Genomic DNA, 26,436 nt, shown 5'->3' with positions numbered 1-26,436 from the left:
ATCTGCTCGATGTAGCGCCCGGGTTTGCCGATGTCGCGCAGCAGCTCCCAGCCCAGTGCGCCCTGGCGCAGGCGGCTGCGGCGGCTTTCCTGCATCAGCGCGAGGAAGTCATCGCTGCGCTGCTGGTCGATCAGGTATTCGATCGTCACCACCACCGGGCCGTTGCAAGTACAGCCCGGTACGCTGAAGCCGCCCAGGCATCTGCGCGGCTTCAGCTCAGATGTGAATTTGCACGCTGGGCTACGCCATGCCCAGGATGGCATTTGCAAGCTCCCGTGGCCGCGAGAAATACGCAGAGTGACTCGCATCGATGGTAGACACCGTTTGGCACGGAGAGTTGACCACCATGGCGCGCTGTAGCGCGATGGACACCGCCCTGTCTTGCGTGAGTTCAATGTAGTGGCGCGGCACCGTGCCATACCGGGCGTCCGTGAGCCGCAAACGTGTTAGTGCGGGCAACGAGGGTTCGGGTGTCAGCAGGCTACGCGCAAGCTCCACATCGGCATGGCTACAGTCTGCGTAAAGGGCAGGCTGGTAGGCCTCTTCCGCCAGACTGTCCGTCAGCGTCATCTTGTTGACGCGGATGTTTGGCAACACCAGCGAGTCTCTGTCCTTCTTGAAGTAATCGACAACCCGCTCACCGTTGCGCAACATATACGCGGCAACGTATGCCGTGCCGCGCAGTGCTTGCGGGCGCATCTCCGCAACGGTCGATGCGACGATCCCCCCACGGCTGTGCGCGACGAGCAGCGCAGGTTTATCCAACTGGTCCAGGATCGCACACACGTACGAAGCCATGCTTGCCAGCCGTGTACGCCCCCGCGCGACGCGCCAGTTGCGGCCGTGGGCCGGCAAATCGGGAACGTGCACGCGGTGGCCCGATGCCTGTAGATGTGGCACCACCTTGTGCCAGCACCAGGCCCCGTGCCAGCTACCGTGTAGAAGAATGATGTTCATGGGAATGCGCCTCACGTTTGTTCAAATGCAGTACCAAAACGGTATGCACAGGAGCGTACGTGAGGCCGCACGAAAAACCTGGCCACTTTCGGACCTGTGAATGAAGTAGTGCCAGGCTTTGAGCGCCGGTAGGCATCGCAAGGGGGCGACCGCTGTAGGCAGGCGGCCATGGGTTCGATGCACGAACGCGCCGCCCCCTTGCTGCTGGCCGGCATGCAGGCGCGCAACCTCGCGCTGGCCAAACAACTGCGCTCCCCCGAGTACATCGTGGTCGATGCCGGCCACCAGGACGGCGTGCGCATGCGCGACTTTGGCCGTTTTGGCGCGCTGAACCCCGAGGGCGCTGATGCGGATACCCGCTCGCTGTTGCTGGAATGCGGCTTTCATGGCGACCTGTCCAGTCGCACAGTGGCCCAGGACATGTGCGCGCGTTTCCTGCGGGCTGCCGGAACGCTGGATACAGAAGCCTTGCAGCGCGCATTGCCGGGCTGGCTGCAGGACGATGCGCCGCGCCAGTGGGTGCTGGAAGTCACCGGCCCGGTGGTGGCCCGCAGCGCGCAGTTCCGCTTCAGCCAGCCCTTTCAGGGGCTGGAACTGATAGCGAAAGCCGATACCGTGATCGGCTGGAACGAGGACCAGCCCGTGACCACGCCTTACGACGATTGCGTGCTGGTGATGCCCTCGGTGCGCCAGGCGCGCGCCGGCGTCAGCGTGGTCCGCTTCGCGCGTCGCCGCCCCTTGTGAGGAGGTTGCACAGTCGCGTCGAGTTGACGTGCTATTACTTTTGTAGCTGTTTACGTCCATCAATCAAGGGCTACAAGCGGTTTTAATCGAATATATTTCAAAATGAGCGGGAACCAAGCAGCTGCCGATCCTCATAACATCGTCCGAACATTGAGTTTCTCTAAAGTTTATTAGATAATTAAACAATCTAATCAACTGGGGCGGCACATGGCCAAACGGCAACTCACGGCCGCTGAGGCGTTTGATCTGCGGCAAGCACTGCACGTCGCGACCCTGGATGCTCTGATGGCCTCACGTCGTTGGGCGCCCGGCGACCTGATCTTCCAGGGTGGAACCAGTCTGCACCTAACGCACGGCTCGCCTCGCTACAGTGAGGATCTGGACTTTTTGGTGAACTCATCGCTCAAACTGGATGCGATCAGCGCGGCTATTCAGGCGCGGCTCACAGGCACGGCATGGTTGCCGCCCGATACCAGTTTGAGCGTCAGCAAAGCCAAGGACGGCCGCAACCCGCACGCCTTTGTCGTTGCCATCGGTGGCCCCGACGTGATCGGCGCAGTGCGAGTCAAAGTCGAGTTGTGGCAAACGAATCAAAAAGCCATGTCAGCCCTCAAAGCCGTTGTCGCACCGGTGCGGTTGGCCCGAGGACCTGCTGCAGGGATGCAGACCTTCGTGCCCACAGCAGACCTGTCGGAAATCCATGCGGACAAGGTATTCGCGCTTGCAGCGCGCCCCTATCTCAAGCCGCGCGATGTGTTCGACCTGCACTGGCTCGCTGCACACGCAGGCCTGCGCAATTGCTCCACCGACGACATGCGCGTGCGGCTGGCCACCTACCCGAACGAAGCGCCGGAGGCGTGGCTAGAAAAAGCCTATGCCAGGCGGCAGGAGCTTCAATCTGCCATCCCTGCCATCACCCGTGAACTTAAGCGGTGGTTACCATCGTCGTGGCCGCTGGACGAAGCCAGCGTCAAGGCGATGGTGGACGCCGCGCTAGCCGCGCTTGAGCAAGGCATTGGCCTGATGCGTGAAATCGCGGCTGAACGCAAGGATGGCCACGAACATCCAAGCCCATGAAACAAATTTCAGCCATTGAGCGACTGCAAAGCCTGCCCCCGATTTTTCGGGGTGCTGATCTGACCGTTCGCTTCCAGTGGACATCCAAGACCGCTTCGCACTACCTCTACCTTTGGAAACGCCGAAGACTGGTGGCTGAGTTTGGCGGACACAGCGACGTGTTCGCGAATCTGCTGGTGAACCGACAGCCGAACTGGGAAAAGGCGTTGTTGACAGCCATGCCTTCGGCGGTGGTTCTGGGTATCGAGGCGCTGCGACTGGCGGGCTGGGTCACACAACTTCCCAGCCGTCCCGCCGTTGCAGTCAATGCACGGCAGTCCGTGTTCAAGACGGAACGATTCGAGATCACCCCCCGTGATCCCAAGTGGTTCGATGCCATCCGCGCAGGGATCATCGGGGACAGAAGAGAGGGGTTGCCGACCCTTGCTCCTGCCTGGGCGCTGGCAGACCTGCTGCGCGAGTTCGGATGGGGCACCTGCGGCCTGTGGCCTGACGACATTGAAGGCTCGGGAATCACGCCGCAGGACGAGGACCATTGGAAGGCCGCGTGCAGGGCGTTCGATCAGCCCGAGACCGACTTGCTATCGTTGGTGGAGTCACCGCGAAGCCATGGACGCGGCGGGCTTTGAGTGCCATGAAAAGCGTGTTGCCCCCTTTTGCCGGGGCGTTGAAGGCTTTGCGGCACGCTGTTACGAATACCCTTTGCTCGTTAATTTGCAACCGTAAAGCGGCGTTGCACATGGCGCGGCTTTTCGATTTCGTCAACGATGGCCACGGCCAGGTCCGCCACCGAAATACCGGCCGGCTGCTCGCCCTGACCCGGCAACAGCTGGTCCGTCCCCAGCCGGTAGTGGCCGGTGCGCTCGCCCGGTGCCAGGCCAATCGGTGGTGAGACAAAGCTCCAGTCCAGCGTGCTTTCCCCCTTGAGCTGGTTCAACGCCTCGCGTGCCGCCAGTGCGCCCTGCTTGTATGCGGCCGGGAACTCCGGCGTGTCGACCAGCTGCAGCCCGGGCGCCACATACAGGCTGCCGGCGCCGCCGACGACCAGCAGGCGCTTGACGCCGGATTTTTTGACGCCGTCCACGATGGCCTGGCTGGCCTGCAGGTGCAGGTCATGGATTTTCGGCTCGCTCCAGCCCGGGTTGTAGGCGCTGATCACCGCATCGTGGCCGGCCACGGCCTGGGTGACCTGGCTCGCATCCAGCGCATCGGCGGCGACCACGGTGAGCTTAGGCTGTGGCGCAAGCTTGGAAGGCGTGCGGGCCAGCACGGTGACTTTGTGGCCGCGGCTCAGCAGTTCTGAAAGGATGGGTGCGCCGACAAAACCGGTGGCGCCAATCAGTGCGATGTTCATGAGGGATTTCCTTGTGGGTTGAAGAAGCCTCTAGTTTGATTACTTCACAAGTTACTGAATAGATGGCTTAATTGGCTAATACTGTGAAGTACAGCTAACTAATAGCCCTCTAAACATGGATCAACTCAAACGCATGGCCATCTTTGCCGAAGTGGTGGCCGCAGGCTCTTTGACGGCGGCAGCGCGGCAGCTGGGCATGACACCTTCTGCCGTGAGCCAGCATTTGCGTCAGCTCGAGCAGGCGCTGGGCCTGGCGCTGCTGCACCGCTCGACGCGACGCCTGACGCTGACCGAAGCCGGCGAGCGCTACCACGCTGGTTGCGCCGCCATGGTGGTGGCCGCGCGCAGCGCCGAGCAGGCGCTGGAGCGGCTGCGCGATGCACCCGAGGGGGAGTTGCGGCTGGCTGCGCCGATTGGCTTTGGCAGCCTGCTGGCCACGGCGCTCGCACCCTTGCGCGTGCACCCCAAGCTGCGCCTGCACCTGCTGCTCGACGACACGCCGATCGACCTGATTGAAGCCCGGGTGGACCTGGCGCTGCGCGTCGGTGTGTTTGCCGACTCGGCGCTGGTGGCGCGCAAGATCGGCCACCTGCCGCGCCAGCTGTGCGCGGCGCCGGCTTACCTGGCGGCGCACGGCTGGCCGCAAGTGCCGCAAGATCTGCTGCAGCACGACTGGCTGGGCATGATCCGGCCCCACGCCAGCATTGACACGCTGGAGCTGCAAGGCCCGCAGGGCCAGCGCGAGCTGCTGCGGCTCGACGGGCGGGTGCAGGCTTCGCAGGTCACCGCCCTGCAGGCGCTGTGCATTGAAGGCTGGGGCATTCATGTGGTGGTGTCCGACGATGCGCGGCAGGCGCTGGCCGATGGCCGGCTGGTCCCGGTGCTGCCGGGCTGGCGGCTTGACGACGTGCCGGTCTATGCCGTGACGCCGCGGCGCGACGAGCAACCCGCCAAGGTGCGCTACGCGCTGGAGGTGCTGCGCGCCTACTTTGGCGCCGCGGCCACCGGGGACTGAAAGTACGACACAAGCTGGCTGCCAAACATCACGCAGACCAGGGCCGCCACCACCAGCGCGATGCCGGCCCACTGCCAGGCGGTGATGGTTTCGCCCAGCACCAGCATGCCTGCCGTCAGGCCCACGACAGGAACCCCCAGGCTGAAGGGCGCCACCCGGTTGGCCGCATGGCGCTTGAGCAGGCCGGTCCACAGGGCATAGGCCAGGATGGTGGCCACCCAGCCGAGGTAGGCGACGGCCAGCCAGCTGCTCCAGGGCGCGGCGGTCCATTGCCAGCGCGCGGCGGCCGGGTCCAGCCAGAAGCTGAACAGGGCAAAGGGCAGGGTCGGCACCAGGCTGGCCCACACCACAAAGGCCACGGTGTCCAGTTGCTGCGTCGACTGCTGGGCCTTGCGCGCCACGATGTTGGAGGCGGCCCACATGGCGGCCGCGCAGAGGTTCAGGAGCAGGCCCGCCGCGGTGGTGGCGCCGCTGGTGTCGCTGCCTGCGATGAAGTTCATGGCAAAACAGCCCAGGCCCAAAGCGGCCAGCAGCAGGCCGGCCTGCAGCGGCCGGCTGGCGCGCTCGTGCAGCAGCACAAAGCCAAACAGCGCGGTAAAAAACACCTGCGTCTGCATCAGCACCGAGGCCAGCGCTGCCGTCATGCCCACCTTGAGCGCCACGAACAGGAAACCGAACTGCCCCACGCCCTGAAACAGGCCGTACAGCAGCACCCATCTCCAGTGCACCGCCGGCGGCTTGATCAGCAGCACCAGCGGCAGCACGGCCACCAGGTAGCGCGCGGCGCCCAGCTGAAACGGTGTGAAATCGCGCAGGGCGAACTTCATCGCCACAAAATTGAGGCCCCAGATGACGACCACGGCCAAGGCAGCCGCCAGATCGCGGCCGGTCAGGTGACTTTTCAAAAGCGGGTTCTCCAAACCTTCAGATGAGGGCGCCGGAGCTGTTTTGGCCGCGCGTGCTGGCCGCGCGGGATGCCTCGAGTTGCGCCTTGGCATAGCTGGCCAGCACCATCTCGCCGGGGGTTTCGGGCGTCCAGGCATCGACCGGCATGGGCGTGCCCGCCTCGTCGACCGAGACAAACACGATCAGGCACTCGGTGGTTTTTTCCATCTCGCCGCCTTTCATGTCGCCGCTGTGCACTTCGACGGAAATGTTCATGCTGGTGGTGCCGGTGTAGGCCAGCCGGGCCTGCACTTCCACCAGATGCCCGATCATGATGGGCCGGTGAAAACGGATGCCGCCCACGTAGACCGTCACGCAGTAGCGCTTGGCCCAGCTGGTGGCGCAGGCGTAACCGGCTTCGTCAATCCACTTCATGACGGTGCCGCCGTGGACTTTGCCGCCAAAGTTGACCGTGCTGGGCTCGGCCAGAAAGCGCAGGGTGATGGATGACATGGCGGTTTCCTTTGATTCTCGCTTTGATTCTCGGTTTGATTCTCGGTTTGATTCTCGGTTTGATTCTCGGTTTGTCCCTGATTATCGCCACTGCGGCCGGCCCGTGGGAAAAGTCACGTGGCGTCTACAGATGGATACAAGCGAATCAAAACGGCGTGAATAAATGCACTGGATCCGGTTTAAATTGGCTGGATCGGCGACTTGTCGGTTTTGTCCTACCCGCGCCAGCGGTGACGGGCTCTAGCATTAGAACGTCAAGGTTTCCAACCAGGAGTTATCCCATGTTTTCAATCAATGCAGCAATGGGCCGCGCCCTGATCCTCGCCATCGCCTCGGTGCTGGCGGCGGGGCCGTCACTGGCCGAAAAACCCGAGTGGGCGGGTGGTGGCAAGGAAGGCAAGCACCAGAAAAAAGAAAAGCACGGCAAAAAGCAGGATGAAGGCCCCCGCCAGGACATCAAGGTCGGCGCCTATTTCGGCGATCAGCAGCGCCAGGCGGTCCATCTGTACTATGGCGAGCGCTACCGCGCCGGCCGCTGCCCTCCGGGCCTGGCCAAGAAAAACAACGGTTGCATGCCCCCGGGCCAGGCCAAGAAGTGGGCGATAGGCCAGCCGCTGCCGCACGACGTCATTTTCTACCCGGTTCCGGCCGCCGTGGTGGTGCAGCTCGGCGCGCCCCCTGCCGGGCATAAATATGTGCGTGTGGCCGCCGACATCCTGCTGATTGCCGTCGGCACCAGCATGGTGGTGGATGCCATTCAGGATCTGGGCAGGCTTTAAAGCGCAGGCAGGTCAATTGGCTATCAAATCGATAGCTGCTTGCGCGCTGGTCACGCCGGCTGGAGCCTTGAAAGACTCCGAAGTCATTTGACGATCAGGCCAGCAGCGGCTTGAGGTAGCGCCCGGTGTGGCTGCCCGGATTGGCAGCCAGGTCTTCCGGCGTGCCGACGCCGACGACGGTGCCGCCGCCCGCGCCGCCCTCGGGGCCGATGTCAATCACCCAGTCGGCGGTTTTGATCACGTCGAGGTTGTGCTCGATGATCACAATCGTGTTGCCGGCGTCGCGCAGCTGGTGCAGCACCTTGAGCAGCAGGTCGATGTCGGCAAAGTGCAGGCCGGTGGTCGGCTCGTCCAGGATGTAGAGCGTGCGGCCGGTGTCGCGCTTGGAGAGCTCCAGCGCCAGCTTGACGCGCTGGGCCTCGCCGCCCGACAGCGTGGTCGCCGCCTGGCCCAGCTTGATGTAACTCAGGCCCACGTCCAGCAGCGTCTGCAGCTTGCGCGCAATATTGGGCACCGCCTTGAAGAACTCGGCCGCGGCCTCCACCGTCAGGTCCAGAACCTGCGCGATGTTTTTGCCGCGGTACTGCACTTCCAGGGTTTCGCGGTTGTAGCGCTGGCCGTGGCAGACGTCGCAGGGCACATAGACGTCGGGCAGAAAGTGCATCTCCACCTTGACCACCCCGTCGCCCTGGCAGGCTTCGCAGCGGCCCCCGGCGACGTTGAAGGAAAAGCGGCCGGGCCCGTAGCCGCGTTCGCGGGCGGTGTTCATCTCGGCCATCAGCTCGCGGATGGGGGTAAACAGCCCGGTGTAGGTGGCCGGGTTGCTGCGCGGCGTTCGGCCAATCGGCGACTGGTCGACGTTGATCACCTTGTCGAAGTGCTCTATGCCCTCGATCGCCTCGTGCGGCGCCGGCTCCTCGTGCGCGCGGTACAGCGTGCGCGCCACGGCGGCGTACAGCGTGTCGTTGACCAGGGTCGATTTGCCGGAGCCCGAGACGCCGGTCACGCAGGTCAGCAGCCCCACGGGAAACTCGGCGTGAACGCCCTTGAGGTTGTGGCCGGTGGCGTTGACGACGCGCAGCGCCTGCATGTCGCCCTGGGTGGCCAGGTGCACGGCTTCGCGCTCGGCGCGGCGGGTCGCGGCCGGGCTGGGCGGAAAGCGCGAGGCCTTCTTTTTCTCGGCGGCTTCCATCGCTTTCACGGTGGGCAGCCAGGGCGTGCGCCGCTTGGGCACGGCGATCTTCAGGGTCTGCGCCAGGTATTTGCCGGTCAGCGAATCGGGGCTGGCCTGCACTTCTTCAAATGTGCCCTGCGCCATCACGCGCCCGCCATGGATGCCGGCGCCCGGTCCCATGTCGATCACATGGTCGGCGGCACGTATCATGTCTTCATCGTGTTCGACCACCAGCACGCTGTTGCCGATGTCGCGCAGGTGTTTGAGCGTGCCGATCAGCCGGTCGTTGTCGCGCTGGTGCAGGCCGATGCTGGGCTCGTCGAGCACGTACATCACGCCGGTCAGGCCCGAGCCGATCTGCGAGGCCAGGCGGATGCGCTGCGACTCGCCGCCCGACAGCGTTTCGGCGCTGCGGTCCAGGCTCAGGTAGTTCAGGCCCACGTCGTTGAGGAACTTGAGGCGCAGGCCGATCTCGCGTACCACCTTGCCGGCAATCTCGGCCTTGGCGCCGTGCATTTTCAGGGCGTTGAAATACTCAAAGCTGTCGCGCAGCGTGGCCTGGCTGATCTCGTAAATGGTCTTGCGCTGCGGCGCGCCGCCGGCCTCGGGCGCATCGCCCACCAGGTAGACATGCCGCGCCTCCAGGCGCAGGCGCGTACCGGCGCAGTCCGGGCAGGACTGCAGGCTGCGGTAGCGGGCCAGTTCCTCGCGCACGGCGGCGGAGTCGGTTTCGCGGTAGCGCCGCTCAAAATTGGTGATCACGCCTTCAAACGGGTGTTTTTTGCTGATCTTTTTGCCGGCAGAGTTGCCCGAGTCCATCACGTAGCTGAATTTGATGTCTTCCTCGCCCGAGCCGCGCAGCACCACCTGCTGCACGTTCTCGGGCAGGTCTTCAAAGGCCGCGTCGATGTCGAACTGGTAATGCCTGGCCAGGCTTTCCAGCATGGAGAAGTAGTAGCCATTGCGCCGGTCCCAGCCCTTGACGGCGCCGCTGGCCAGGCTCAGCGAGGGGAAGGCCACCACGCGCGCCGGGTCGAAAAACTCCATGTGGCCCAGGCCGTCGCAACTCGGGCAGGCGCCGACCGGCGAGTTGAACGAGAACAGCCGCGGCTCCATCTCGCTGAGCGAGTAAGTGCACACCGGGCAGGAGAACTTGGCGCTGAACAGGTGCGCCTTGCCGCTGTCCATTTCCAGGGCAATCGCCTTGCCGTCGGCCAGCCGCAAGGCCGCTTCAAAGCTCTCGGCCAGGCGCTGCTTGGTGTTGTCATAGTCCGTTCGGGCTGAGCTTGTCGAAGCCTGCCCTTCGCCAGGCTCAGGGCGAACGGGGGCATGGCGGACCTTGAGGCGGTCAATCACCACGTCAATGTCGTGCTTCTCGGCCTTTTTGAGCTTGGGCAGGTCGTCAAACTCGTAAGCTTGGCCATCCACCTGGAAGCGCACATAGCCCTGGGCCTGCATGTCGGAAAACACATCGACAAACTCGCCCTTGCGGTCGCGCGCGATGGGCGCCAGGATCATCAGCCTGGTGTCTTCGGGCAAGGCCAGCACGGCATCGACCATCTCGCTGACGCTTTGTGCCTGCAGCGGCAGATCGTGCTCGGGGCAGTAGGGCGTGCCGGCGCGGGCAAACAGCAGGCGCAGGTAGTCGTGAATCTCGGTCACCGTGCCCACGGTGGAGCGCGGGTTGTGCGAGGTAGCCTTCTGCTCGATGGAAATCGCCGGGCTCAGGCCCTCGATCATGTCGACATCGGGCTTGTCCATCAGCTGCAAAAACTGGCGCGCGTAGGTGGACAGGCTCTCGACGTAGCGGCGCTGGCCCTCGGCATACAGCGTGTCAAAAGCCAGCGACGACTTGCCCGACCCGCTCAGGCCGGTGATCACCACCAGCTGGTTGCGCGGGATATCGAGGTCAATATTCTTGAGGTTGTGCGTGCGCGCGCCGCGGATGCTGATCCGCTGCGCCGCCAGAATATTGGCCCCCACGCTCTTCACTGCGTGTAAGTCGCTGCCCCCCGAGGGGGCTGAACTTGGCTTGGGCGGCCCTTCGCTGCGTTCGCTGGCCAGGTATTTGCTGTCGTCGGGAGAGTTCACTTGAATGAGGGCGCCGCAAAACTCTCCATCATAGACCGAAGTGCCGTTTCAAGCACAATAGACGCTTGTTGTGCGTCGGCCGGGCAGCCGGCTGAGCCGTTCCAGGGCGGCTGACTTGACCGGATTTCCCTGTTTTAGACCCTTTTCCAGCTTTTTTCATCCCGTGACCGCGCCTTCCACCCCTCTGTCGTTCCCGATGACCGCCACCGAACGGCGTGCCAGCGCCTCGCTGGCCTCTATTTTTGCCTTGCGCATGCTGGGGCTGTTCCTGGTGCTGCCGGTGTTTGCCCTCGAAGCGGCCAAATACCCCGGCGGGGACGATCCGGCCCGGGTTGGCCTGGCCATGGGCATTTACGGGCTGACACAAGGCTTGCTGCAAATTCCGTTCGGCATGGCCTCGGACTGGTGGGGCCGCAAGCGCGTGATCATTTGCGGCCTGCTGCTGTTTGCGCTGGGCAGCTTTGTCGCCGCCTGGGCGCCGGATCTGAACTGGCTGGTCGCGGGCCGCTCGCTGCAGGGCGCGGGCGCCATTTCGGCCGCCGTCACCGCCCTGCTGGCGGATTCCACCCGCGATGAAGTGCGCACCAAGGCCATGGCGCTGGTGGGCAGCAGCATTGCGCTGATGTTTGCGCTGTCGCTGGTGCTGGCGCCGCTGCTGGCCAGCTACATCGGCCTGAGCGGATTGTTTGTTCTGACCGGCCTGCTGGCCTTGGCCGGGGTGGCGGCGGTGCTGTGGTGGGCACCGCCCGAGCCGCCGCTTCACGCCGACCGGCCGCGCGGCAGCGTGATGGAGGTGCTGAAGGCCCCGGCCCTGCTGCGGCTGGACTTTGGCGTGTTCATGCTGCACGCCGTGCAATTGGCCATGTGGGTGGCGATTCCGGCGCTGCTGGTGGGGGCCGGGCTGGGCAAAGACCAGCACTGGCAGGTCTACCTGCCGGCCATCCTGCTGTCTTTCGTGGTGATGGGCGTGACCCTGTTCCCGCTGGAAAGGCGCGGCCACCTGCGCGCCGTGTTTCTGGCTGCGGTGGCCTTGATTGCGTTGGTGCAGTTGGGCTTGTGGTGGGCGGCCTGGTCCGGGCCCAGCCTGGGCCTGCTGGCGCTGCTGCTGTTCCTGTTTTTCTGTGGCTTCAACGTGCTGGAGGCCAGCCAGCCCAGCATGGCGTCGCGCCTGGCCCCGGCGCATGCGCGCGGTGCGGCGCTGGGCGTTTACAACACCCTGCAATCGCTGGGCTTTTTTGCCGGCGGCGCGGTCGGCGGCTGGCTGACCAAAATCGCCGGCCCCGAGGGCCTGTTTGCCGCCTGCGCAGGCCTCATGCTGCTGTGGCTGCTGGTGGCCTGGCCCATGAGGACACCAGGCAGGCACCAGGCGGCTGCGACGTCGCGGCCTGCCGAGCCGCTGCCGGGCCAGCCGGTTAAACTCTGAAAATTAGGAGAACATGCCATGGCATCCGTCAATAAAGTCATCATCGTCGGCAACCTCGGCCGCGACCCCGAAACCCGCTCTTTCCCCAATGGCGACCAGGTCGCCAACGTCACCATCGCCACCACCGACCGCTACAAGGACAAGGCGACGGGCGAGATGAAGGAAATCACCGAGTGGCACCGCGTGAGCTTTTTCGGCCGTCTCGCCGAGATCGCCGGCCAGTACCTGCGCAAGGGCTCGCAGGTTTATGTGGAAGGCAGCCTGCGCACGCGCAAGTGGACCGACAAGGACGGCCAGGAAAAGTACAGCACCGAAATCCGCGCCGACTCCATGCAAATGCTGGGCAGCCGCCAGGGCATGGGCAGCCCCAGCCAGTCTGACGACGGCGGCTACGACGAACCGCGCCGCGCCGCCGCACCTGCGGCCCGTGCACCCGCACCGCGGCAGGCCCCGGCGCCTGCACCGTCCAAGGCCGCCAGCGGTTTTGACGACATGGATGACGACATCCCGTTCTGAAGTCCCGAAGTACATCGGGTCGTCGTGGCAGTCGCCGAAACGCCTGCAAAAAAGCCCGCTGATTGCGGGCTTTTTCACGTCTTTTTGCTATCAAATCAATAGCTATTGGCGCACATTAACCAAGGGCGGAAGCCCGTTTTGGCTTGAAGCCTGGGCCAAGGGCCAGGGGGTCGGGCAGGTTCTGCACATTGCTGCTCGCAATCACGCCGCCGCCCAGGCAGACATCGCCCTGGTAGAGCACCGCCGACTGGCCCGGCGTGACGGCCCACTGCGCGTCCGAAAAGTGCAGTTCGCAGCTGTCGGGGCCGGGTTGGCGCAGTTCGCAGGCGGCGTCAAGCTGCCGGTAGCGGGTTTTGGCGGCCATGGCTCCCGGCGCCGGCGCGGCGCCGGCCACCCAGCTGCAATCCTGTGCGTTGAGAACGGTTGACTGCAGCCACGAGTGCTCATGGCCCTGCACCACCCACAAGGTGTTGGTCTCCAGGTCCTTGCGCGCGACAAACCACGGTGCATGGTCGCCGCCGCCGCGCTGGGCGCCCTTGGCCTTCACGCCGCCTATGCCCAGGCCCTGGCGCTGGCCCAGGGTGTAAAAGCTCAGGCCCACATGCTCGCCGAGCACGCGGCCCTTGTCGTTCTTGATGGGGCCGGGCGCCATGGCGATGTAGCGGTTCAAAAACTCGCGGAAGGGCCGCTCGCCAATAAAGCAGATGCCGGTGGAGTCTTTTTTCTTCGCGTTGGGCAGGCCAATCTCGTCGGCAATGCGCCGCACCTCGGTCTTGTGCAGCTCACCGACCGGAAACAGGGTTTTCGACAGCTGCGCCTGGTTCAGGCGGTGCAAAAAATAGCTCTGGTCTTTGGCCGGGTCCAGCCCTTTGAGCAGCTCATGCAGGCCGGTGGCTTCGTTTTGCCGCACCCGGGCATAGTGTCCCGTGGCAATTTTCTCGGCGCCCAGGCGCATGGCGTGGTCCAAAAACGCCTTGAACTTGATCTCGGCGTTGCACAGGATGTCGGGGTTGGGCGTGCGGCCGGCCTGGTATTCGCGCAGGAATTCGGCGAACACGCGGTCCTTGTAGTCGGCGGCGAAGTTGACGTGCTCGATCTCGATGCCGATCACGTCGGCCACGGCGGCCGCGTCCACGAAGTCGATGTTGGACGAGCAGAACTCGCTGTCGTCGTCATCTTCCCAGTTCTTCATGAAGATGCCGATGACCTCGTGGCCCTGCTGTTTGAGCAGGTGCGCCGTCACCGCAGAGTCCACGCCTCCGCTTAAACCGACGACGACGCGTTGACGCTGAGCTGGCTTGTGCATTGCAGCATTTTAGATTTTGTGGTTTGGCCCTGCCAGCTCAGGCCTTTGGGGCGTAGACGCTCGGGTCGGTGGTGAGCAGCGTCAGCGGGTAGCGCTTGCCGGCCAGATAGTCTTCAATGCAGGTCAGCAGCAAGGGGCTTCGGTGCAAGTGAGTGCACGCTCTTATTTCGTCGGCACTGAGCCAGACGGTGCGCACAATGCCTTCGTCCAGCGTCTGGCCCACCACCTCGTCGCCGAGCTCTCCACAAAAGGCAAAGCGCAGGTAGGTGATGTCCAGCGGCGCAGCCTGCCCGGGCACCACCTTTTCAAAGCGCGACATGTAGACGCCGACCAGCGCGGTCGGGGTGAAGTGGTAGGCGCTTTCTTCCAGCGTTTCGCGCGTGCAGCCTTCGATCGGGCTTTCGCCGGGGTCGAGGTGGCCGGCCGGGTTGTTCAGGCGCAGGCCGTCGCGGGTCTCTTCCTCGACCAGCAGGAATTTGCTGACGCCACCGAACTGGCGCTCAATGATCGCCGCCACCGTGACGCTGGGTTTCCATCGATTGTTCTTCATCCTCTGATTATCTGTGCGGATGGCCGGGCGCACCGCCGGCCCGGCGCCGGGCACGCAAGGGCCAGGGAAATTCGCCGGAGCGGCTGGTTATAAGCTTATGTGTCTGCAAAAGACGTTATTGCCCAAATCAAATAACGGAAAATCTAATGTAAGCTTAAAGACAGGTATGAATTGCCTGTGCGCCTGAACACAACTTACGACACGAGGAGACACCCATGCTAATTGGGGTACCTGCTGAAATCACGGCGGGAGAAGCACGCGTTGCCGTCACGCCAGAGACGGCCAAGAAGCTCAAAAGCCAGGGCCATACGGTTCGCATCCAGTCCGGTGCGGGCATTGCGGCCAGTGTGCCCGATGACGCCTACGTGGCTGCCGGCGCCGAGATCACCGACGCGGCGGGCGCTTATGGCAGCGACATCGTGCTCAAGGTGCGCTGCCCGGTGGACGGCGAAACCGCGCGGCTCAAGCCCGGCACGGTGGTGGTGGGCATGCTCAACCCCTTCGACGCCCCCGGCCTGCAGCGCCTGGCCGGCGCCCAGGTGACCGCGTTTGCCCTGGAAGCCGCGCCGCGCACCAGCCGCGCGCAAAGCATGGACGTGCTGTCCTCGCAGGCCAACATCGCCGGCTACAAGGCCGTGATGATGGCCGCCGAGCAGTACCAGCGGTTCTTTCCCATGCTCATGACCGCCGCCGGGACGGTGAAGGCCGCCCGCGTGGTGATTCTGGGCGTCGGCGTCGCCGGTCTGCAGGCCATCGCCACGGCCAAGCGCCTGGGGGCCGTGATCGAGGCCAGCGACGTGCGGCCCAGCGTGAAGGAGCAGGTCGAGTCGCTGGGCGCCAAGTTCATTGACGTGCCCTACGAGACCGACGAAGAGCGCGAAGCCGCCGTCGGCGTGGGGGGCTATGCCAAACCCATGCCGGCCAGCTGGCTGGAGCGCCAAAAAGCAGAAGTCGCCAAGCGTGTGGCGCAGGCCGACGTGGTGATCACCACCGCGCTGATCCCGGGCCGCGCCGCCCCCGTGCTGGTGACCGAAGAGATGGTCAAGTCCATGAAACCGGGCAGCGTGATTGTCGATCTGGCCGCGCCGCAAGGCGGCAACTGCCCGCTGACCGAGCCCGGCCAAACCGTGATCAGGCACGGCGTGACGCTGATCGGCCAGACCAATGTGCCGGCGCTGGTCGCTGCAGACGCCAGTGCGCTGTATGCGCGCAACCTGCTGGACTTCCTCAAGCTGATCATCAGCAAGGAAGGCACGCTCAACATCGACATGACCGACGACATCGTCGCGGCCTGCCTGATGACCCAAAACGGCGAAGTCAAAAAGAAATAAACCCATTTCGGGGCCCAGCGGCCGGCCCGACGGCCAGTACGCGCCCCCTACCGGAGAAGACCATGGATGCAGTGTCACCCACCATCATCAACCTGATCATTTTTGTGCTGGCCATCTACGTGGGCTACCACGTGGTGTGGACCGTCACCCCCGCCCTGCACACGCCGCTGATGGCCGTGACCAACGCGATCTCGGCCATCGTGATGGTCGGCGCCATGCTCGCCGCTGCGCTGACGGAGACCACCCTGGGCAAGAGCATGGGCGTGCTGGCGGTGGCGCTGGCGGCCGTGAATGTCTTCGGCGGCTTTCTGGTCACACGCCGGATGCTGGAGATGTTCAAGAAAAAAGAAAAGAAAGTCGCCGCCCCGGCGGCTGACGCGGGAGCGTCCAAATGAGCATGAATCTTGTCACGCTGCTGTACCTGGTGGCTTCCGTCTTCTTCATCCAGGCCCTCAAGGGCCTGTCGCACCCCACCTCGTCCATCCGCGGCAACCTGTTCGGCATGGCCGGCATGGCGATTGCCGTGCTGACCACCGGCGCGCTGATCGTGCAGCTCTCGGGCGGCAAGGCCATGGGCATGGCCTATGTGCTGGCGGGCCTGCTGATCGGCGGTTGCGCCGGCACCATCATGGCCAAAAAAGTCGAGATGACCAAAATGCCCGAGCTGGTGGCCTTCATGCACAGCATGATTGGTCTGGCCGCGGTGTTCATCGCCATTGCGGCGGTGGCCGAGCCGTTTGCGTTCGGCATTGTGGCCAAGGGGCTGGCGACGTCCGACATCCCGTCGGGCAACCGGCTCGAGCTGTTCCTGGGGGCGGCCATTGGTGCGATCACCTTCAGCGGCTCGGTGATCGCCTTCGGCAAGCTCAGCGGCAAGTACAAGTTCCGCCTGTTCCAGGGCGCACCGGTGACCTTTGGCGGCCAGCACCTGCTCAATCTCGTGCTGGGCCTGGCCACCTTGGGTCTGGGCCTGGCCTTCATGTTCACCGGCAACTGGACGGCCTTCTTTGTCATGCTGGCGCTGTCGTTTGTGCTTGGCGTGCTGATCATCATCCCGATCGGCGGCGCCGACATGCCGGTGGTGGTGTCCATGCTCAACAGCTACTCGGGCTGGGCGGCCGCCGGCATCGGCTTCTCGCTGAACAATTCCATGCTGATCATTGCCGGCTCGCTGGTCGGCTCGTCCGGTGCGATCCTGAGCTACATCATGTGCAAGGCCATGAACCGCTCCTTCTTCAACGTGATCCTGGGCGGCTTTGGCGGCGAGGCGGGCACCGCCGCGGCCGGCGCGAAAGAGCAGCGCCCGGTCAAGTCGGGCTCGGCCGATGATGCGGCCTACATCCTGGGCAATGCCGAAACCGTGATCATCGTGCCCGGCTACGGCCTGGCGGTGGCGCGTGCGCAGCATGCCGTCAACGAGCTGGCCGAAAAGCTCCTGCACAAGGGCGTGAACGTCAAGTACGCGATCCATCCGGTGGCCGGCCGCATGCCGGGCCACATGAACGTGCTGCTGGCCGAGGCCGAAGTGCCTTACGACCAGGTGCACGAGATGGAAGACATCAACGGCGAGTTCGGCCAGGCCGACGTGGCCATCATCCTGGGCGCCAATGATGTGGTCAACCCGGCTGCGCTGCAAAAGGGCAGCCCGATCTACGGCATGCCGATCCTGGAGGCCTACAAGGCCAAGACCGTCATCGTCAACAAGCGCTCCATGGCCGCCGGCTATGCCGGCCTGGACAACGAGCTGTTCTACATGGACAAGACCATGATGGTGTTTGGCGATGCCAAAAAAGTGATTGAGGACATGGGCAAGGCGATCGAGTAAATCGCCGGGTGGTTCACGGGGCGCGCGACGTGCCCCGGAACCGTGCATTTAGAGCCTGAAAGCAATGAATTAGAGGGTTCTCCCTTCTGATTTCGCCGTTTTCCTAGGGAAAACGCAATAGCCCCGCAGAGGGCGCGCCATGAGAATTCGTGGCAGCAAGTAAAACTGTCATTTGGAGAAGACAAGCATGAATGCATCGACCCTCGATCGTCCCTGGCTGAAGGCCTACCCTGCAGGCGTTCCCACCGACATTGACCCGTCGCAATACCCTTCGCTGGTGGCGCTGATGGAGGAAAGCTTCAAGAAGCATGGCGCGCGGGTTGCGTACAGTTTCATGGGCAAGGATGTGACCTTTGCGCAGACGGACAGCCTGTCGCAGGCCTTTGCCGCTTACCTGCAGGGCCTGGGCTTGGCCAAGGGCGATCGCGTGGCCATCATGATGCCCAATGTGCCCCAGTATCCGGTGGCCGTGGCCGCCATCCTGCGCGCCGGTTTCGTGGTCGTGAACGTCAACCCGCTGTACACCCCGCGCGAGCTGGAGCACCAGCTCAAGGACTCCGGCGCCAAGGCCATTGTCATCATCGAGAACTTCGCCAACACGCTGGAGCAGTGCATCGCCAACACCCCGGTCAAGCATGTGGTGCTGGCCGCCATGGGCGACCAGCTGGGCATGCTCAAGGGCGCGCTGGTCAACTACGTGGTGCGCAGCGTCAAGAAAATGGTGCCCGCCTTCAACCTGCCCGGCGCCGTCCGCTTCAACGACGCGGTGGCGCAGGGCACGCGCGGCACGCTCAAGCGGCCTGACATCAAGCCCGACGACGTGGCCGTGCTGCAGTACACCGGCGGCACCACCGGTGTCTCCAAGGGCGCGGTGCTGCTGCACCGCAACGTGATTGCCAACGTGCTGCAATCCGAAGCCTGGAACGGCCCGGCCATGGCCAGCCTGCCCGCCGGCGAGCAGCCCACCTATGTGTGCGCGCTGCCGCTGTACCACATCTTCGCGTTCACCGTGAACATGATGCTGGGCATGCGCACCGGCGGCAAAAACATCCTGATCCCCAACCCGCGCGATCTGCCGGCCGTGCTCAAGGAACTGTCCAAACACAAGGTCAACAGCTTCCCGGCCGTCAACACCCTGTTCAACGGGCTGGCCAACCACCCGGACTTCAACACCGTGGACTGGTCGCACCTGAAGGTGTCGCTCGGCGGCGGCATGGCGGTGCAAAGCGCGGTGGCCAAGCTGTGGCTGGAGAAAACCGGCTGCCCGGTCTGTGAAGGTTACGGCCTGTCTGAAACCAGTCCATCGGCCAGCTGCAACCCGACCAACAGCAAGGCCTTCACCGGCACCATTGGCGTGCCGATTCCCAGCACGTACTTCAAGCTGCTGGACGACGATGGCAATGAAGTCCCGCCAGGCCAGCCCGGCGAGATCGCCATCAAGGGCCCGCAGGTCATGGCCGGCTACTGGCAGCGCCCCGACGAGACCGCCAAGGTCATGACGCCCGACGGCTACTTCAAGTCCGGCGACATCGGTGTGCAGGATGAAAACGGTTTTTTCAAGGTCGTGGACCGCAAGAAAGACATGGTCCTGGTCAGCGGCTTCAACGTCTACCCCAACGAGATTGAAGAGGTGGTCGCCAAGCTTGAAGGCGTGATGGAATGCGCCTGCGTGGGCGTGGCCGACGACAAGTCAGGCGAAGCCGTCAAGCTGGTGATCGTCAAGAAAAACCCGGAGCTCACCGAAGCCCAGGTGCGCGAGTATTGCAAGGCCAACCTCACCGGTTACAAGCAGCCCAAGGTGGTGGAGTTCCGCACCGATCTGCCCAAGACCCCGGTCGGCAAAATCCTGCGCCGCGAGCTGCGCGACAAGAAGTAAGGCAAAGCCTGCGTCTTTCAGCGAAGGCTAGAGTGCGCCGCGAAGGGCCGCCCCAAGCAAGCACAGCCCCCTCGGGGGGCAGCGCAGCACACGCAGTGGCAAGCGTGGGGGCCGCCGTGCCCTGCTTGGTCGGGCTTGTTATGTCGCAGCGATCAACGGTGAGTTCGGCCAGGTCGACGTCTTCGTCAATCGGCCGGTCGCGCTGCGGCGGCAGTGTCGCGGCCCCGGGTTTCCCCCGGGGTACATGACAGTAGACTGACAGCTTTGCGACACAGAATCGCTGCATCAACGGATCGAGGCGGCCGTCGCTGGCCAAGCCCTCGGCGTATGACATTCACAACATCTCGCCGGCTCTGACCGGCGCCAAGGAGACACACCATGTCGGTCCGAATCCCGTACGCGCTCGCCGCGTTCGCCGCCACCTTGTCCTTGCTCGCGCCCAGCGCGTCGGCCCAGGACGCCCGCGCGCAGGTGCAGGAATACAAGCAGTCGGCGCCGCTGCTGGCGCGCTACGGCGATGTGGCGGTGACGCTGCGCTCGCCGTTCTTTGCGCCGGGCCGCGCGCGGGTGTTCGATCCGGCGCTCGAGGCTGCGGGCTTCACCACGCAGGCGGAGATGGAGCGTTTTATCGCCGGCCTTGCTGGTGCGCCCAACCTGGCCAGCGGCTCGCTCGGCAAGTCATCGCAGGGCCGCGACATCCCCTACCTGCTGTTCGGCGCCGGCGGCGCGCGCACGATCGCCGAGGCGGCGCGCAACCGCCCCGCCGAGCGCCCGGTGGTCTGGCTGATCGGCCAGCACCATGGCAATGAGCCGGCCGGCGGCGAGGCCTTGCTCGCGTTGGCACGCGACCTGGCCAGCGGCGGTGCGCTGGAAGACCTGACGCGGCAGCTGACGATCGTGATCGTGCCGCGCTCCAACCCCGACGGCGCAGCGCTCTTCACCCGAGATACCGCGCAAAAGTCCGACCCCAACCGCGATCACCTGCTGCTCACGCTGCCCGAGACGCGCGCGATTCACGAAGCCGCCGCGGCGCTGGTGCCCGACCTGGTGATCGATGCGCACGAGTTCACCGTGGGCGGACGCTGGCTGGCCAAGTTCGCCGCGCTGCACGCCACGGACTTCGTCTACATGCGGGCCACGCATCCGCTGGTGCCGCGCGGCGCCACCGCGCTGGCCGACGAGGTGTTCTTGCCGGCGATCGAGGCGGCGGCGGCCAGTGCCGGGCTCAGTGCCTTCGTCTACCAGACCACACCCAACCAGCGACCGGAGGACAAGACGGTGGCCACCGGCGGCAACGCGGCCGGCATCGCGCGCAATGCCTTCGGCCTCACCGGCGCGGTATCCATCCTGCTCGAAACACGTGGCATCGGCATCGGCATGCAGGGATTCCAGCGCCGCGTGGCCACGCATTACCTGGCCGCTGTGGGGGCGCTGCAGGCCGCCGCGCAGGACCCGGCGCGCCTCGTGCGCACGGTGGCGGAGGGGCGCAAGGAAGCGGCCGCCTCGCGCGCCGAACTGATCGTCACGCATCGTATCCCGGTGCGGCCCGGCTTCGTACCGCTGGTCGACCCGGTGGGCACGCCGCGGCCGACCTCGGTGCCTTTTCTCGACGCGAGGCGCATCGAACCGACGGTGGTGCGCGAGCGACCCACGGGTTACGTCCTGCTGGGTGGTGAGGCCACCGCGCCGATACGCGAGGCATTGACGCGGCGCGGCATTGCCAGCTGCGCCCTCGCGGCGCCGGTCGAGGTGCAGGGCGCAGAGTCGTTCACCGTCACCGCGCGCGACAGCGCAGACCGGCGCGCGATCAATCCCGAAGGCGGCGTCACCACGCGTGCGTCGCGCGAGCCGGGGCGCACCACGGTGCCGGCCGGCGCCGTGTTCGTGCCGATCGCGCAGCCGCTCGCCGGCCTGGTCGTGGCCTCGCTCGACCCCGACGCTGCCGGCGGCTTCGTCACGGCCGGCCTGATGCCGGGTGAGGTGGACACGCGGCTGCCGCTGCTGCGCCTGCCAGCAGCCACCAAGCTGAGCTGTGGCAACTGAAGAAGTGCATCAAGGGCCGGCGTCGCCGCCATGGATTGCGGGTCAAGCCCGCAATGACAAAATGCGCTCATGACCACCGCCATTCTCAGCGCCCTTGCTGAAGAGCAACACGGGCTGCTCGATCTGCTGCTGCAGCCGCAAAAAATCAGCCATGCCGGCCGTGACTTCTGGCAGGGGGACTTGCACGGCCAGCCGGTGGTGCTGGCGCTGTCGCGCGTCGGCAAGGTGGCGGCGGCCACCACTGCCACGGCCCTGATCGAGCGCTTTGGCGTGAGCCGCATGGTGTTTACCGGCGTGGCCGGCGGCATGGGCCCGGGCGTGAACGTGGGGGATGTGGTGGTGGCGGCTGACTTTGTGCAGCACGACCTCGATGCCTCGCCGCTGTTTCCGCGCTATGAGGTGCCCCTGTACGGGCAAACGCGGTTTGCCTGCGACACAGCGCTGACGACCCGTTTGCTGGCGGCGACCCACGCGGCGCTGGCGCTCACGCCCACCGGCACGCGCATCCACCAGGGGCTGATTGCCAGCGGTGACCGCTTTGTGTCGGCCGCAGCGGAGTCCGGCGCTTTGCAGGCCGCGCTGAGCAGCGCGGGGCACGAGGTGCTGGCCGTCGAGATGGAGGGCGCGGCGGTGGCGCAGGTCTGCTTTGACTATGGCGTGCCGTTTGCCGCGGTGCGCACCATCTCGGACCGTGCGGACGACCAGGCACATGTGGATTTTCAGGCCTTCGTGGTGGAGGTGGCCAGCCACTACGCGCGGGTGATCATCGAGCGCTTGCTGAAGTCGCTATAAAAATAGTAGCTGCTTACGACCATATTTAAAGGGCTACAGGCTGATTTGATACATGAAAGGTGGCAAGCGAAGAGGCCCGTGCGCAGCGCAGGGCCGCCCCAAGCAAGCACAGCCCCCTCAGGGGGCAGCGCAGCACGCGAAGCGACAAGCGTGGGGGCCACCGAACGCCGCGAAGGGCCGCCCCGAGCAAGTTCAGCCCCCTCGGGGGGCAGCGCAGCACACGAAGTGGCAAGCGTGGGGGCCTATTTCAACCAGCCCCGCTTGCGGAAATACCACATGGGTACCAGTGCACTGGCCACCATCAGCGCCAGTGCCAGCGGGTAGCCCCAAGCCCATTTCAGTTCGGGCATGAAATCAAAGTTCATGCCGTAGCTGCTCGCCACCAGGGTAGGGGGCAGCAGGGCCACGCTGGCCACCGAGAACAGCTTGATGATCTTGTTCTGGTTGATGTTGATGAAACCGACCGTGGCGTCCATCAGGAAGTTGATCTTGTCGAACAGGAAGGCCGTGTGGCTGTCCAGCGACTCGATGTCGCGCAGGATCTGGCGCGCTTCCTCGAACTGCTCGGCGTTGAGCATCTTGCTGCGCATCATGAAGCTGACGGCGCGGCGCGTGTCCATCATGTTGCGGCGGATGCGGCCGTTCAAGTCCTCGTGCCGCGCGATCGCGCCCAGCACTACGCCGGCCAGGGCGTCGGTGACGTCGCCGTGCAGCACCTTGCCGCTGACATTTTCGAGTTCGACGTAAATGCCTTCCAGCGTGTCGGCCGAGTACTCGGCATCCGCGTCAAACAGCTTGAGCAGCACTTCCTTGGCGTCTTCAAGCAGGCCCGGCGCGCGGCGTGCGCGCATGCGCAGCAGCCGGAACACCGGCACGTCCTCGTCGTGGATCGAGAACAGCACGCCCTTGCTTTTAAGGTTGTCATTGACCAGGTTGAGGATGAAGGCCACGCGCACCGTGTGGGGCTCGGTCTCGTCGGCCACCAGGAAGTCGGAGCGGATGTGCAGCTCGCCGTTGTCTTCCTCGTAAAAGCGCGCGGACTCCTCGATGTCCTCGGCCATGGCGTCTTCAGGAATGGACAGGCCGTAGTACTGCTTGATCCAGCGTTTTTCTTCGAGCGTGGGGGCTTCCAGATCGACCCAGATCGGCTGGAACTTGGAGAGTTCTTCCAGGGATTCGATTTCTTCCTGGAATAGGCGCCCATTGGCGAGCGTGAAGATGTTGAGCATGGGCTCACTCCCTTGAGTGGTTCTGAGGATGGCAGGGATGAAAGGTGTCGCTTTCAACCCCGATGCCAGCAAGGGAGTTGAAAGCTACCAACTGGGGTAGTTTTCCAAGGATTTCTCCGTGATGAGTAAGCCGCGATTATGGCATTACAGGCCGGACTCAACCAAGCGGGGCGGGGCTCAAAAAAGCCAGCAATTCGTTTTTGCGGGCATAGGCGTCCTGCGCGCCCAGCGCCATCAGGGCTTTGGCAAAGCCTGGCTCGAACAGCAGGTAGCTGGCCAGTGCGGCGCCGCGGGCGCTGCCTTTGGTGCCCAGTGCCCCCAGCCCGGCCAGCGCGTTGTAGGTGGTCTTCGGCAGCTCGCTGGCGTGGTATTGCGCCAGATCGTCCAGCGACTGCGATGGGGAAATCGCCAGCACATCGAGGGGCCGGTAGGGCATGACGGCGGCAATTTCGGGCGGCATCTGGCGCAAGGTCCGACTGACCCGCTGTACCTGCTCCACGTCGGCCTCCAGCGTGTCCTGGAAAACGCTGGCCATGGTGTGGCCGGCGATCATGCCCAACGTGGGCCGGCTGCTGTTTTTCTGCTCGCCATTGCCGGCAAAGCCCGCCCGTTCGGGTTGCCCAACGCCAATCACCAGTATCTTGCTGGCGCCCAGATGCAGGGCCGGCGACAGTGGCGAGTTCTGACGCATGGAGCCATCGCCAAAAAATTCGCGGTGACCATCCACCCACAGGGGGATGGCCGGAAAAATGAAGGGAATGGCGCTGGATGCCACCAAATGCTCGATCGTGATGGGCTGGAATTCGGCGCGCCGCCCGGGCCGGCTCCAGGTCTCAATCGGCCGGTTGCCCGCCGTTTGGCAAAAGGTCCAGTGCACCCCACTGCTGTAGCTCGATGCGGTGACCGCCAGCGCCTTGAGCGTCTCAAATTCAAGCGCCAGCTCGATGTTGGGCAGGGAAATGGCGTGGTGCAGGGCGTCAACGAGCGGCAGGTTGTTCAGGAAGGCCTGCCGCGCCCGAACCTGTCGCGATAAAAAAAGGGCCGCAACAATCCGGTTAGAGCGGATCCACGAAGGAACCTGGAGCTGGTAGACCTGCGAGGAGTGCAAGGTGGTCCAGAAGTTGGCCAGCTGGTTGAAGGCCTTGAGGCCTTCACTGGCCCGGCTTGCGAGGAAGGCCGCATTGAGGGCGCCCGCCGAGGTGCCCACCAGGATCTTGAACGGGAACTGCTCGCTGGCCAGGCCGCCCCGCCGCTGCAGCATGCTGGCCAGGGCGTGCAGCACGCCCGCCTGGTAGGCCGTGCGCGCACCCCCGCCCATCAGCACCAGCGCGGCAAGTTCTTCCTTGGGGCTGGTCAGACCGGAGGAGATGATGGTTGCAAGTGACATGCTGGACCGCTCGGCGTTCGGTACGCGACTGTCGTGACAGTCGTCAGGCAAATGGTACATTGAAGCGTAACCCCGAAACACCCCATGACACAACCATCCCATGGAGCGCTCAGCCTGCGGCGCGAACGCTGGCTGCTGTTCACGCTGGCCGGCATCCAGTTCACCCACATCCTTGATTTCATGATCATGATGCCGCTGGGGCCGCAGTTCACGCAGCTGTTTGCCATCAGTGACGCGCAGTTTGGCCTGCTGGTGTCGGCCTACACCTTCGCGGCCGGCTTGTCAGGGCTGGCCGCGTCTACTTATGTGGACCGCTTTGGCCGAAAGAGGCTGCTGCTCACCATGTACGGGCTGTTTGCGCTGGCCACGCTGGCCTGCGGACTGGCCCCCAGTTATGGCGCCCTGATGGCGGCCCGCATTGCGGCCGGCATGTTTGGCGGCGTGCTGTCGGCGCTGTGCCAGACGATCGTGGCCGACGTGGTGCCCTTCGAGCGGCGCGGACGGGCCATGGGCATTGTGATGTCCTCGTTTTCAGCCGCCACCGTGGCCGGCGTTCCGCTGGGCCTGTTTCTGGCTGCGCAGTTCAGCTGGCATGCCCCGTTTATCGCCATTGCGGCTGTTTGCAGCCTGCTGGCCCTGTTTGCCGCCCGCACCATGCCGGTGCTGAGCGACCACCTGCACCATGCCGACCGGCCTTCGGCATGGCAGTCCATCGCCCGGGTGCTGGCGGATCGCAATCACCAGCAGGCCTTTCTGTTCTCGGCGCTGTTGATGTCTGCGGGCTTCACCGTGATTCCCTACATCACCATTTACATGCAGGCCAACGTGGGCGTGCTGGCGCACCAGATCCCCTACATCTACCTGTGCGGTGGCGCAGTTACGCTGGTCACGGCCCGACTGTTTGGCCGCATGACCGACCGGCGTGGCAAGGTCCAGACGCTCACGCTGCTGGCCGTGGCCGTGCTGGTGCCGCTGTTTGCCCTGACCCTGCTGCCGCGGGTGCCCTTGTGGACCGTGCTGCTGGTGTCGACGCTGTTTTTTGCCTGCATGAGCGGGCGCATGATCCCGGGCATGGCCATCGTCACCTCCGCCGCCAACCCGCAACTGCGCGGCACCTTCATGGCGCTCAATGCCTCGGTGCAGTCGGCGGCCATGGGCCTGGCGGCTTTTGTGGGAGGCAGCATCATCGGCCGCGACAGCCAGGGGCTGGTGCAGCATTACTGGGTGGCGGCGCTACTGGGGGCGCTGGCCAGCCTGCTGACAATTGTGGTGGCGCGCCGCCTGACCCTGCATGGCGCGCCGGTTGCCGCCGGGCCGGCGGTTCTGCAAGCCGCCAAAACCTGAGTGCGACCAGCGGGTATTGACCGTTTACCGGCCGGTTTGCCGGCCGCCGGGCAGCGGGGCCCTACCCGGGGCGCTTGGCCACAAGCCGAAAATCCCGACAAATCAAGGGCTTGGACTGATCCGGCGGCCGGACTTGGCTGGGGCAGGTGTGTCAGGCCGCAGCAGGGGACCCCGTCCACGGCAGGCCGCTTCACAGCTTGTTGCGATGCCGGCTTGCATTTGCAG

The 26,436-nt window shown here is 64.6% G+C and carries 22 protein-coding genes and 2 pseudogenes; 14 read left to right on the top strand and 10 right to left on the bottom strand.

The window, feature by feature from the left end; translation table 11 throughout:
- Nucleotides 1-161 (bottom strand): annotated as a pseudogene (locus tag V6M61_RS04600) (MFS transporter); the annotation flags it as partial.
- A gap of 79 nt (nt 162-240) precedes the next feature.
- On the bottom strand, nt 241-957 hold the full coding sequence (locus V6M61_RS04595; RefSeq protein WP_332775389.1) for an alpha/beta fold hydrolase: 717 nt from the start codon (nt 955-957) through the stop codon (nt 241-243).
- Between the two features lie 174 nt (nt 958-1,131).
- Between V6M61_RS04595 and V6M61_RS04590 the strand changes: the two are divergent.
- The 3 genes and pseudogenes from V6M61_RS04590 to V6M61_RS04580 all read left to right on the top strand — a co-directional run.
- Nucleotides 1,132-1,701 (top strand): annotated as a pseudogene (locus V6M61_RS04590) (succinylglutamate desuccinylase); the annotation flags it as partial.
- A 207-nt stretch (nt 1,702-1,908) separates the two neighbouring features.
- Nucleotides 1,909-2,778, top strand: coding sequence for a nucleotidyl transferase AbiEii/AbiGii toxin family protein (locus tag V6M61_RS04585; protein WP_332775388.1), 870 nt, complete (start codon nt 1,909-1,911; stop codon nt 2,776-2,778).
- Nucleotides 2,775-3,407 carry a hypothetical protein gene (locus V6M61_RS04580; protein ID WP_332775387.1) on the top strand — a complete coding sequence of 211 codons (633 nt, stop codon included), beginning with the start codon at nt 2,775-2,777 and terminating at the stop codon, nt 3,405-3,407. Before V6M61_RS04585 ends, V6M61_RS04580 begins: the two co-directional genes overlap by 4 nt.
- 80 nt (nt 3,408-3,487) lie before the next feature.
- On the opposite strand, the gene V6M61_RS04575 is transcribed toward V6M61_RS04580, so the two are convergent.
- Nucleotides 3,488-4,132 (bottom strand): NAD(P)-dependent oxidoreductase, encoded by a 645-nt coding sequence (locus V6M61_RS04575; RefSeq protein ID WP_332775386.1) that lies wholly within the window; start codon nt 4,130-4,132, stop codon nt 3,488-3,490.
- Nucleotides 4,133-4,247: 115 nt separating this feature from the next.
- Between V6M61_RS04575 and V6M61_RS04570 the strand changes: the two genes are divergently transcribed.
- Nucleotides 4,248-5,147: a LysR family transcriptional regulator gene (locus V6M61_RS04570; protein WP_332775385.1), complete on the top strand. Its 900-nt coding sequence runs from the start codon at nt 4,248-4,250 to the stop codon at nt 5,145-5,147.
- Here V6M61_RS04570 and V6M61_RS04565 read toward each other — a convergent pair.
- Nucleotides 5,117-6,040 carry an EamA family transporter gene (locus V6M61_RS04565; protein WP_442957727.1) on the bottom strand — a complete coding sequence of 308 codons (924 nt, stop codon included), beginning with the start codon at nt 6,038-6,040 and terminating at the stop codon, nt 5,117-5,119. The genes V6M61_RS04570 and V6M61_RS04565 overlap by 31 nt on opposite strands.
- 31 nt (nt 6,041-6,071) lie before the next feature.
- A complete protein-coding gene (locus tag V6M61_RS04560) occupies nt 6,072-6,545 on the bottom strand; it encodes an acyl-CoA thioesterase (RefSeq protein WP_332775383.1) in 474 nt (157 codons plus the stop codon).
- Between the two features lie 281 nt (nt 6,546-6,826).
- On the opposite strand from V6M61_RS04560, the gene V6M61_RS04555 reads away from it, so the two are divergent.
- Entirely contained in the window at nt 6,827-7,324 is a 498-nt protein-coding gene (locus V6M61_RS04555; RefSeq protein WP_332775382.1) for a hypothetical protein, read from the top strand.
- Between the two features lie 94 nt (nt 7,325-7,418).
- On the opposite strand, the gene uvrA is transcribed toward V6M61_RS04555, so the two are convergent.
- Nucleotides 7,419-10,490 (bottom strand): excinuclease ABC subunit UvrA, encoded by a 3,072-nt coding sequence (gene uvrA / locus V6M61_RS04550; protein ID WP_332775390.1) that lies wholly within the window; start codon nt 10,488-10,490, stop codon nt 7,419-7,421.
- 295 nt (nt 10,491-10,785) lie between these two features.
- Between uvrA and V6M61_RS04545 the strand changes: the two genes are divergently transcribed.
- On the top strand, nt 10,786-12,012 hold the full coding sequence (locus V6M61_RS04545; protein ID WP_332775381.1) for an MFS transporter: 1,227 nt from the start codon (nt 10,786-10,788) through the stop codon (nt 12,010-12,012).
- A gap of 18 nt (nt 12,013-12,030) precedes the next feature.
- On the top strand, nt 12,031-12,528 hold the full coding sequence (ssb, locus tag V6M61_RS04540; protein WP_332775380.1) for a single-stranded DNA-binding protein: 498 nt from the start codon (nt 12,031-12,033) through the stop codon (nt 12,526-12,528).
- A gap of 115 nt (nt 12,529-12,643) precedes the next feature.
- On the opposite strand, the gene mnmA is transcribed toward ssb, so the two are convergent.
- A complete protein-coding gene (gene mnmA / locus V6M61_RS04535; protein ID WP_332775379.1) occupies nt 12,644-13,834 on the bottom strand; it encodes a tRNA 2-thiouridine(34) synthase MnmA in 1,191 nt (396 codons plus the stop codon).
- 37 nt (nt 13,835-13,871) lie between these two features.
- Nucleotides 13,872-14,384: an NUDIX hydrolase gene (locus V6M61_RS04530; RefSeq protein WP_332775378.1), complete on the bottom strand. Its 513-nt coding sequence runs from the start codon at nt 14,382-14,384 to the stop codon at nt 13,872-13,874.
- A 215-nt stretch (nt 14,385-14,599) separates the two neighbouring features.
- Between V6M61_RS04530 and V6M61_RS04525 the strand changes: the two genes are divergently transcribed.
- The 6 genes from V6M61_RS04525 to V6M61_RS04500 all read left to right on the top strand — a co-directional run bounded on the left by V6M61_RS04525 (nt 14,600) and on the right by V6M61_RS04500 (nt 22,251).
- Entirely contained in the window at nt 14,600-15,715 is a 1,116-nt protein-coding gene (locus V6M61_RS04525) for a Re/Si-specific NAD(P)(+) transhydrogenase subunit alpha (RefSeq protein ID WP_332775377.1), read from the top strand.
- 62 nt (nt 15,716-15,777) lie between these two features.
- Nucleotides 15,778-16,110, top strand: a complete 333-nt coding sequence (locus V6M61_RS04520) for an NAD(P) transhydrogenase subunit alpha (RefSeq protein ID WP_332775376.1) — start codon at nt 15,778-15,780, stop codon at nt 16,108-16,110.
- Complete coding sequence (locus V6M61_RS04515) at nt 16,107-17,540, top strand: NAD(P)(+) transhydrogenase (Re/Si-specific) subunit beta (protein ID WP_332775375.1); 1,434 nt, start codon at nt 16,107-16,109, stop codon at nt 17,538-17,540. The genes V6M61_RS04520 and V6M61_RS04515 overlap by 4 nt, the downstream gene beginning before the upstream one ends.
- Nucleotides 17,541-17,727: 187 nt before the next feature.
- Entirely contained in the window at nt 17,728-19,416 is a 1,689-nt protein-coding gene (locus V6M61_RS04510; RefSeq protein WP_332775374.1) for a long-chain-fatty-acid--CoA ligase, read from the top strand.
- Between the two features lie 378 nt (nt 19,417-19,794).
- A complete protein-coding gene (locus V6M61_RS04505) occupies nt 19,795-21,459 on the top strand; it encodes a M14 family zinc carboxypeptidase (protein ID WP_332775373.1) in 1,665 nt (554 codons plus the stop codon).
- A gap of 69 nt (nt 21,460-21,528) precedes the next feature.
- Nucleotides 21,529-22,251, top strand: coding sequence for a 5'-methylthioadenosine/adenosylhomocysteine nucleosidase (locus tag V6M61_RS04500; RefSeq protein ID WP_332775372.1), 723 nt, complete (start codon nt 21,529-21,531; stop codon nt 22,249-22,251).
- A 242-nt stretch (nt 22,252-22,493) separates the two neighbouring features.
- Here V6M61_RS04500 and corA read toward each other — a convergent pair whose 3' ends face one another.
- Both corA and V6M61_RS04490 read right to left on the bottom strand, forming a co-directional pair.
- Entirely contained in the window at nt 22,494-23,480 is a 987-nt protein-coding gene (gene corA, locus V6M61_RS04495; protein WP_332775371.1) for a magnesium/cobalt transporter CorA, read from the bottom strand.
- 157 nt (nt 23,481-23,637) lie between these two features.
- Nucleotides 23,638-24,867: a patatin-like phospholipase family protein gene (locus tag V6M61_RS04490; RefSeq protein WP_332775370.1), complete on the bottom strand. Its 1,230-nt coding sequence runs from the start codon at nt 24,865-24,867 to the stop codon at nt 23,638-23,640.
- An 84-nt stretch (nt 24,868-24,951) separates the two neighbouring features.
- On the opposite strand from V6M61_RS04490, the gene V6M61_RS04485 reads away from it, so the two are divergent.
- Nucleotides 24,952-26,211, top strand: a complete 1,260-nt coding sequence (locus V6M61_RS04485) for an MFS transporter (RefSeq protein WP_332775369.1) — start codon at nt 24,952-24,954, stop codon at nt 26,209-26,211.
- Nucleotides 26,212-26,436: the final 225 nt, after the last annotated feature.

This window comes from Polaromonas sp. (assembly GCF_036676035.1).
In the GTDB taxonomy this organism is placed as follows: Bacteria; Pseudomonadota; Gammaproteobacteria; order Burkholderiales; family Burkholderiaceae_C; genus Polaromonas.
Note: the sequence above shows the minus strand (reverse complement) of the source record. Positions and strands in the feature narration are given on the sequence as shown.

Excerpts from the sequence above, each read along its gene's own strand:
- V6M61_RS04555 (WP_332775382.1), top strand. The coding sequence starts at position 6,827 with ATGTTTTCAATCAATGCAGCAATGGGCCGCGCCCTGATCCTCGCCATC.
- V6M61_RS04525 (WP_332775377.1), top strand. The coding sequence starts at position 14,600 with ATGCTAATTGGGGTACCTGCTGAAATCACGGCGGGAGAAGCACGCGTT.
- V6M61_RS04505 (WP_332775373.1), top strand. The coding sequence starts at position 19,795 with ATGTCGGTCCGAATCCCGTACGCGCTCGCCGCGTTCGCCGCCACCTTG.
- V6M61_RS04575 (WP_332775386.1), bottom strand. The coding sequence starts at position 4,132 with ATGAACATCGCACTGATTGGCGCCACCGGTTTTGTCGGCGCACCCATC.
- V6M61_RS04530 (WP_332775378.1), bottom strand. The coding sequence starts at position 14,384 with ATGAAGAACAATCGATGGAAACCCAGCGTCACGGTGGCGGCGATCATT.
- V6M61_RS04520 (WP_332775376.1), top strand. The coding sequence starts at position 15,778 with ATGGATGCAGTGTCACCCACCATCATCAACCTGATCATTTTTGTGCTG.
- V6M61_RS04515 (WP_332775375.1), top strand. The coding sequence starts at position 16,107 with ATGAGCATGAATCTTGTCACGCTGCTGTACCTGGTGGCTTCCGTCTTC.
- V6M61_RS04545 (WP_332775381.1), top strand. The coding sequence starts at position 10,786 with ATGACCGCCACCGAACGGCGTGCCAGCGCCTCGCTGGCCTCTATTTTT.
- corA (WP_332775371.1), bottom strand. The coding sequence starts at position 23,480 with ATGCTCAACATCTTCACGCTCGCCAATGGGCGCCTATTCCAGGAAGAA.
- mnmA (WP_332775379.1), bottom strand. The coding sequence starts at position 13,834 with ATGCACAAGCCAGCTCAGCGTCAACGCGTCGTCGTCGGTTTAAGCGGA.
- V6M61_RS04585 (WP_332775388.1), top strand. The coding sequence starts at position 1,909 with ATGGCCAAACGGCAACTCACGGCCGCTGAGGCGTTTGATCTGCGGCAA.
- V6M61_RS04500 (WP_332775372.1), top strand. The coding sequence starts at position 21,529 with ATGACCACCGCCATTCTCAGCGCCCTTGCTGAAGAGCAACACGGGCTG.
- V6M61_RS04490 (WP_332775370.1), bottom strand. The coding sequence starts at position 24,867 with ATGTCACTTGCAACCATCATCTCCTCCGGTCTGACCAGCCCCAAGGAA.
- V6M61_RS04570 (WP_332775385.1), top strand. The coding sequence starts at position 4,248 with ATGGATCAACTCAAACGCATGGCCATCTTTGCCGAAGTGGTGGCCGCA.
- ssb (WP_332775380.1), top strand. The coding sequence starts at position 12,031 with ATGGCATCCGTCAATAAAGTCATCATCGTCGGCAACCTCGGCCGCGAC.
- V6M61_RS04485 (WP_332775369.1), top strand. The coding sequence starts at position 24,952 with ATGACACAACCATCCCATGGAGCGCTCAGCCTGCGGCGCGAACGCTGG.
- V6M61_RS04510 (WP_332775374.1), top strand. The coding sequence starts at position 17,728 with ATGAATGCATCGACCCTCGATCGTCCCTGGCTGAAGGCCTACCCTGCA.
- V6M61_RS04595 (WP_332775389.1), bottom strand. The coding sequence starts at position 957 with ATGAACATCATTCTTCTACACGGTAGCTGGCACGGGGCCTGGTGCTGG.
- V6M61_RS04580 (WP_332775387.1), top strand. The coding sequence starts at position 2,775 with ATGAAACAAATTTCAGCCATTGAGCGACTGCAAAGCCTGCCCCCGATT.
- V6M61_RS04560 (WP_332775383.1), bottom strand. The coding sequence starts at position 6,545 with ATGTCATCCATCACCCTGCGCTTTCTGGCCGAGCCCAGCACGGTCAAC.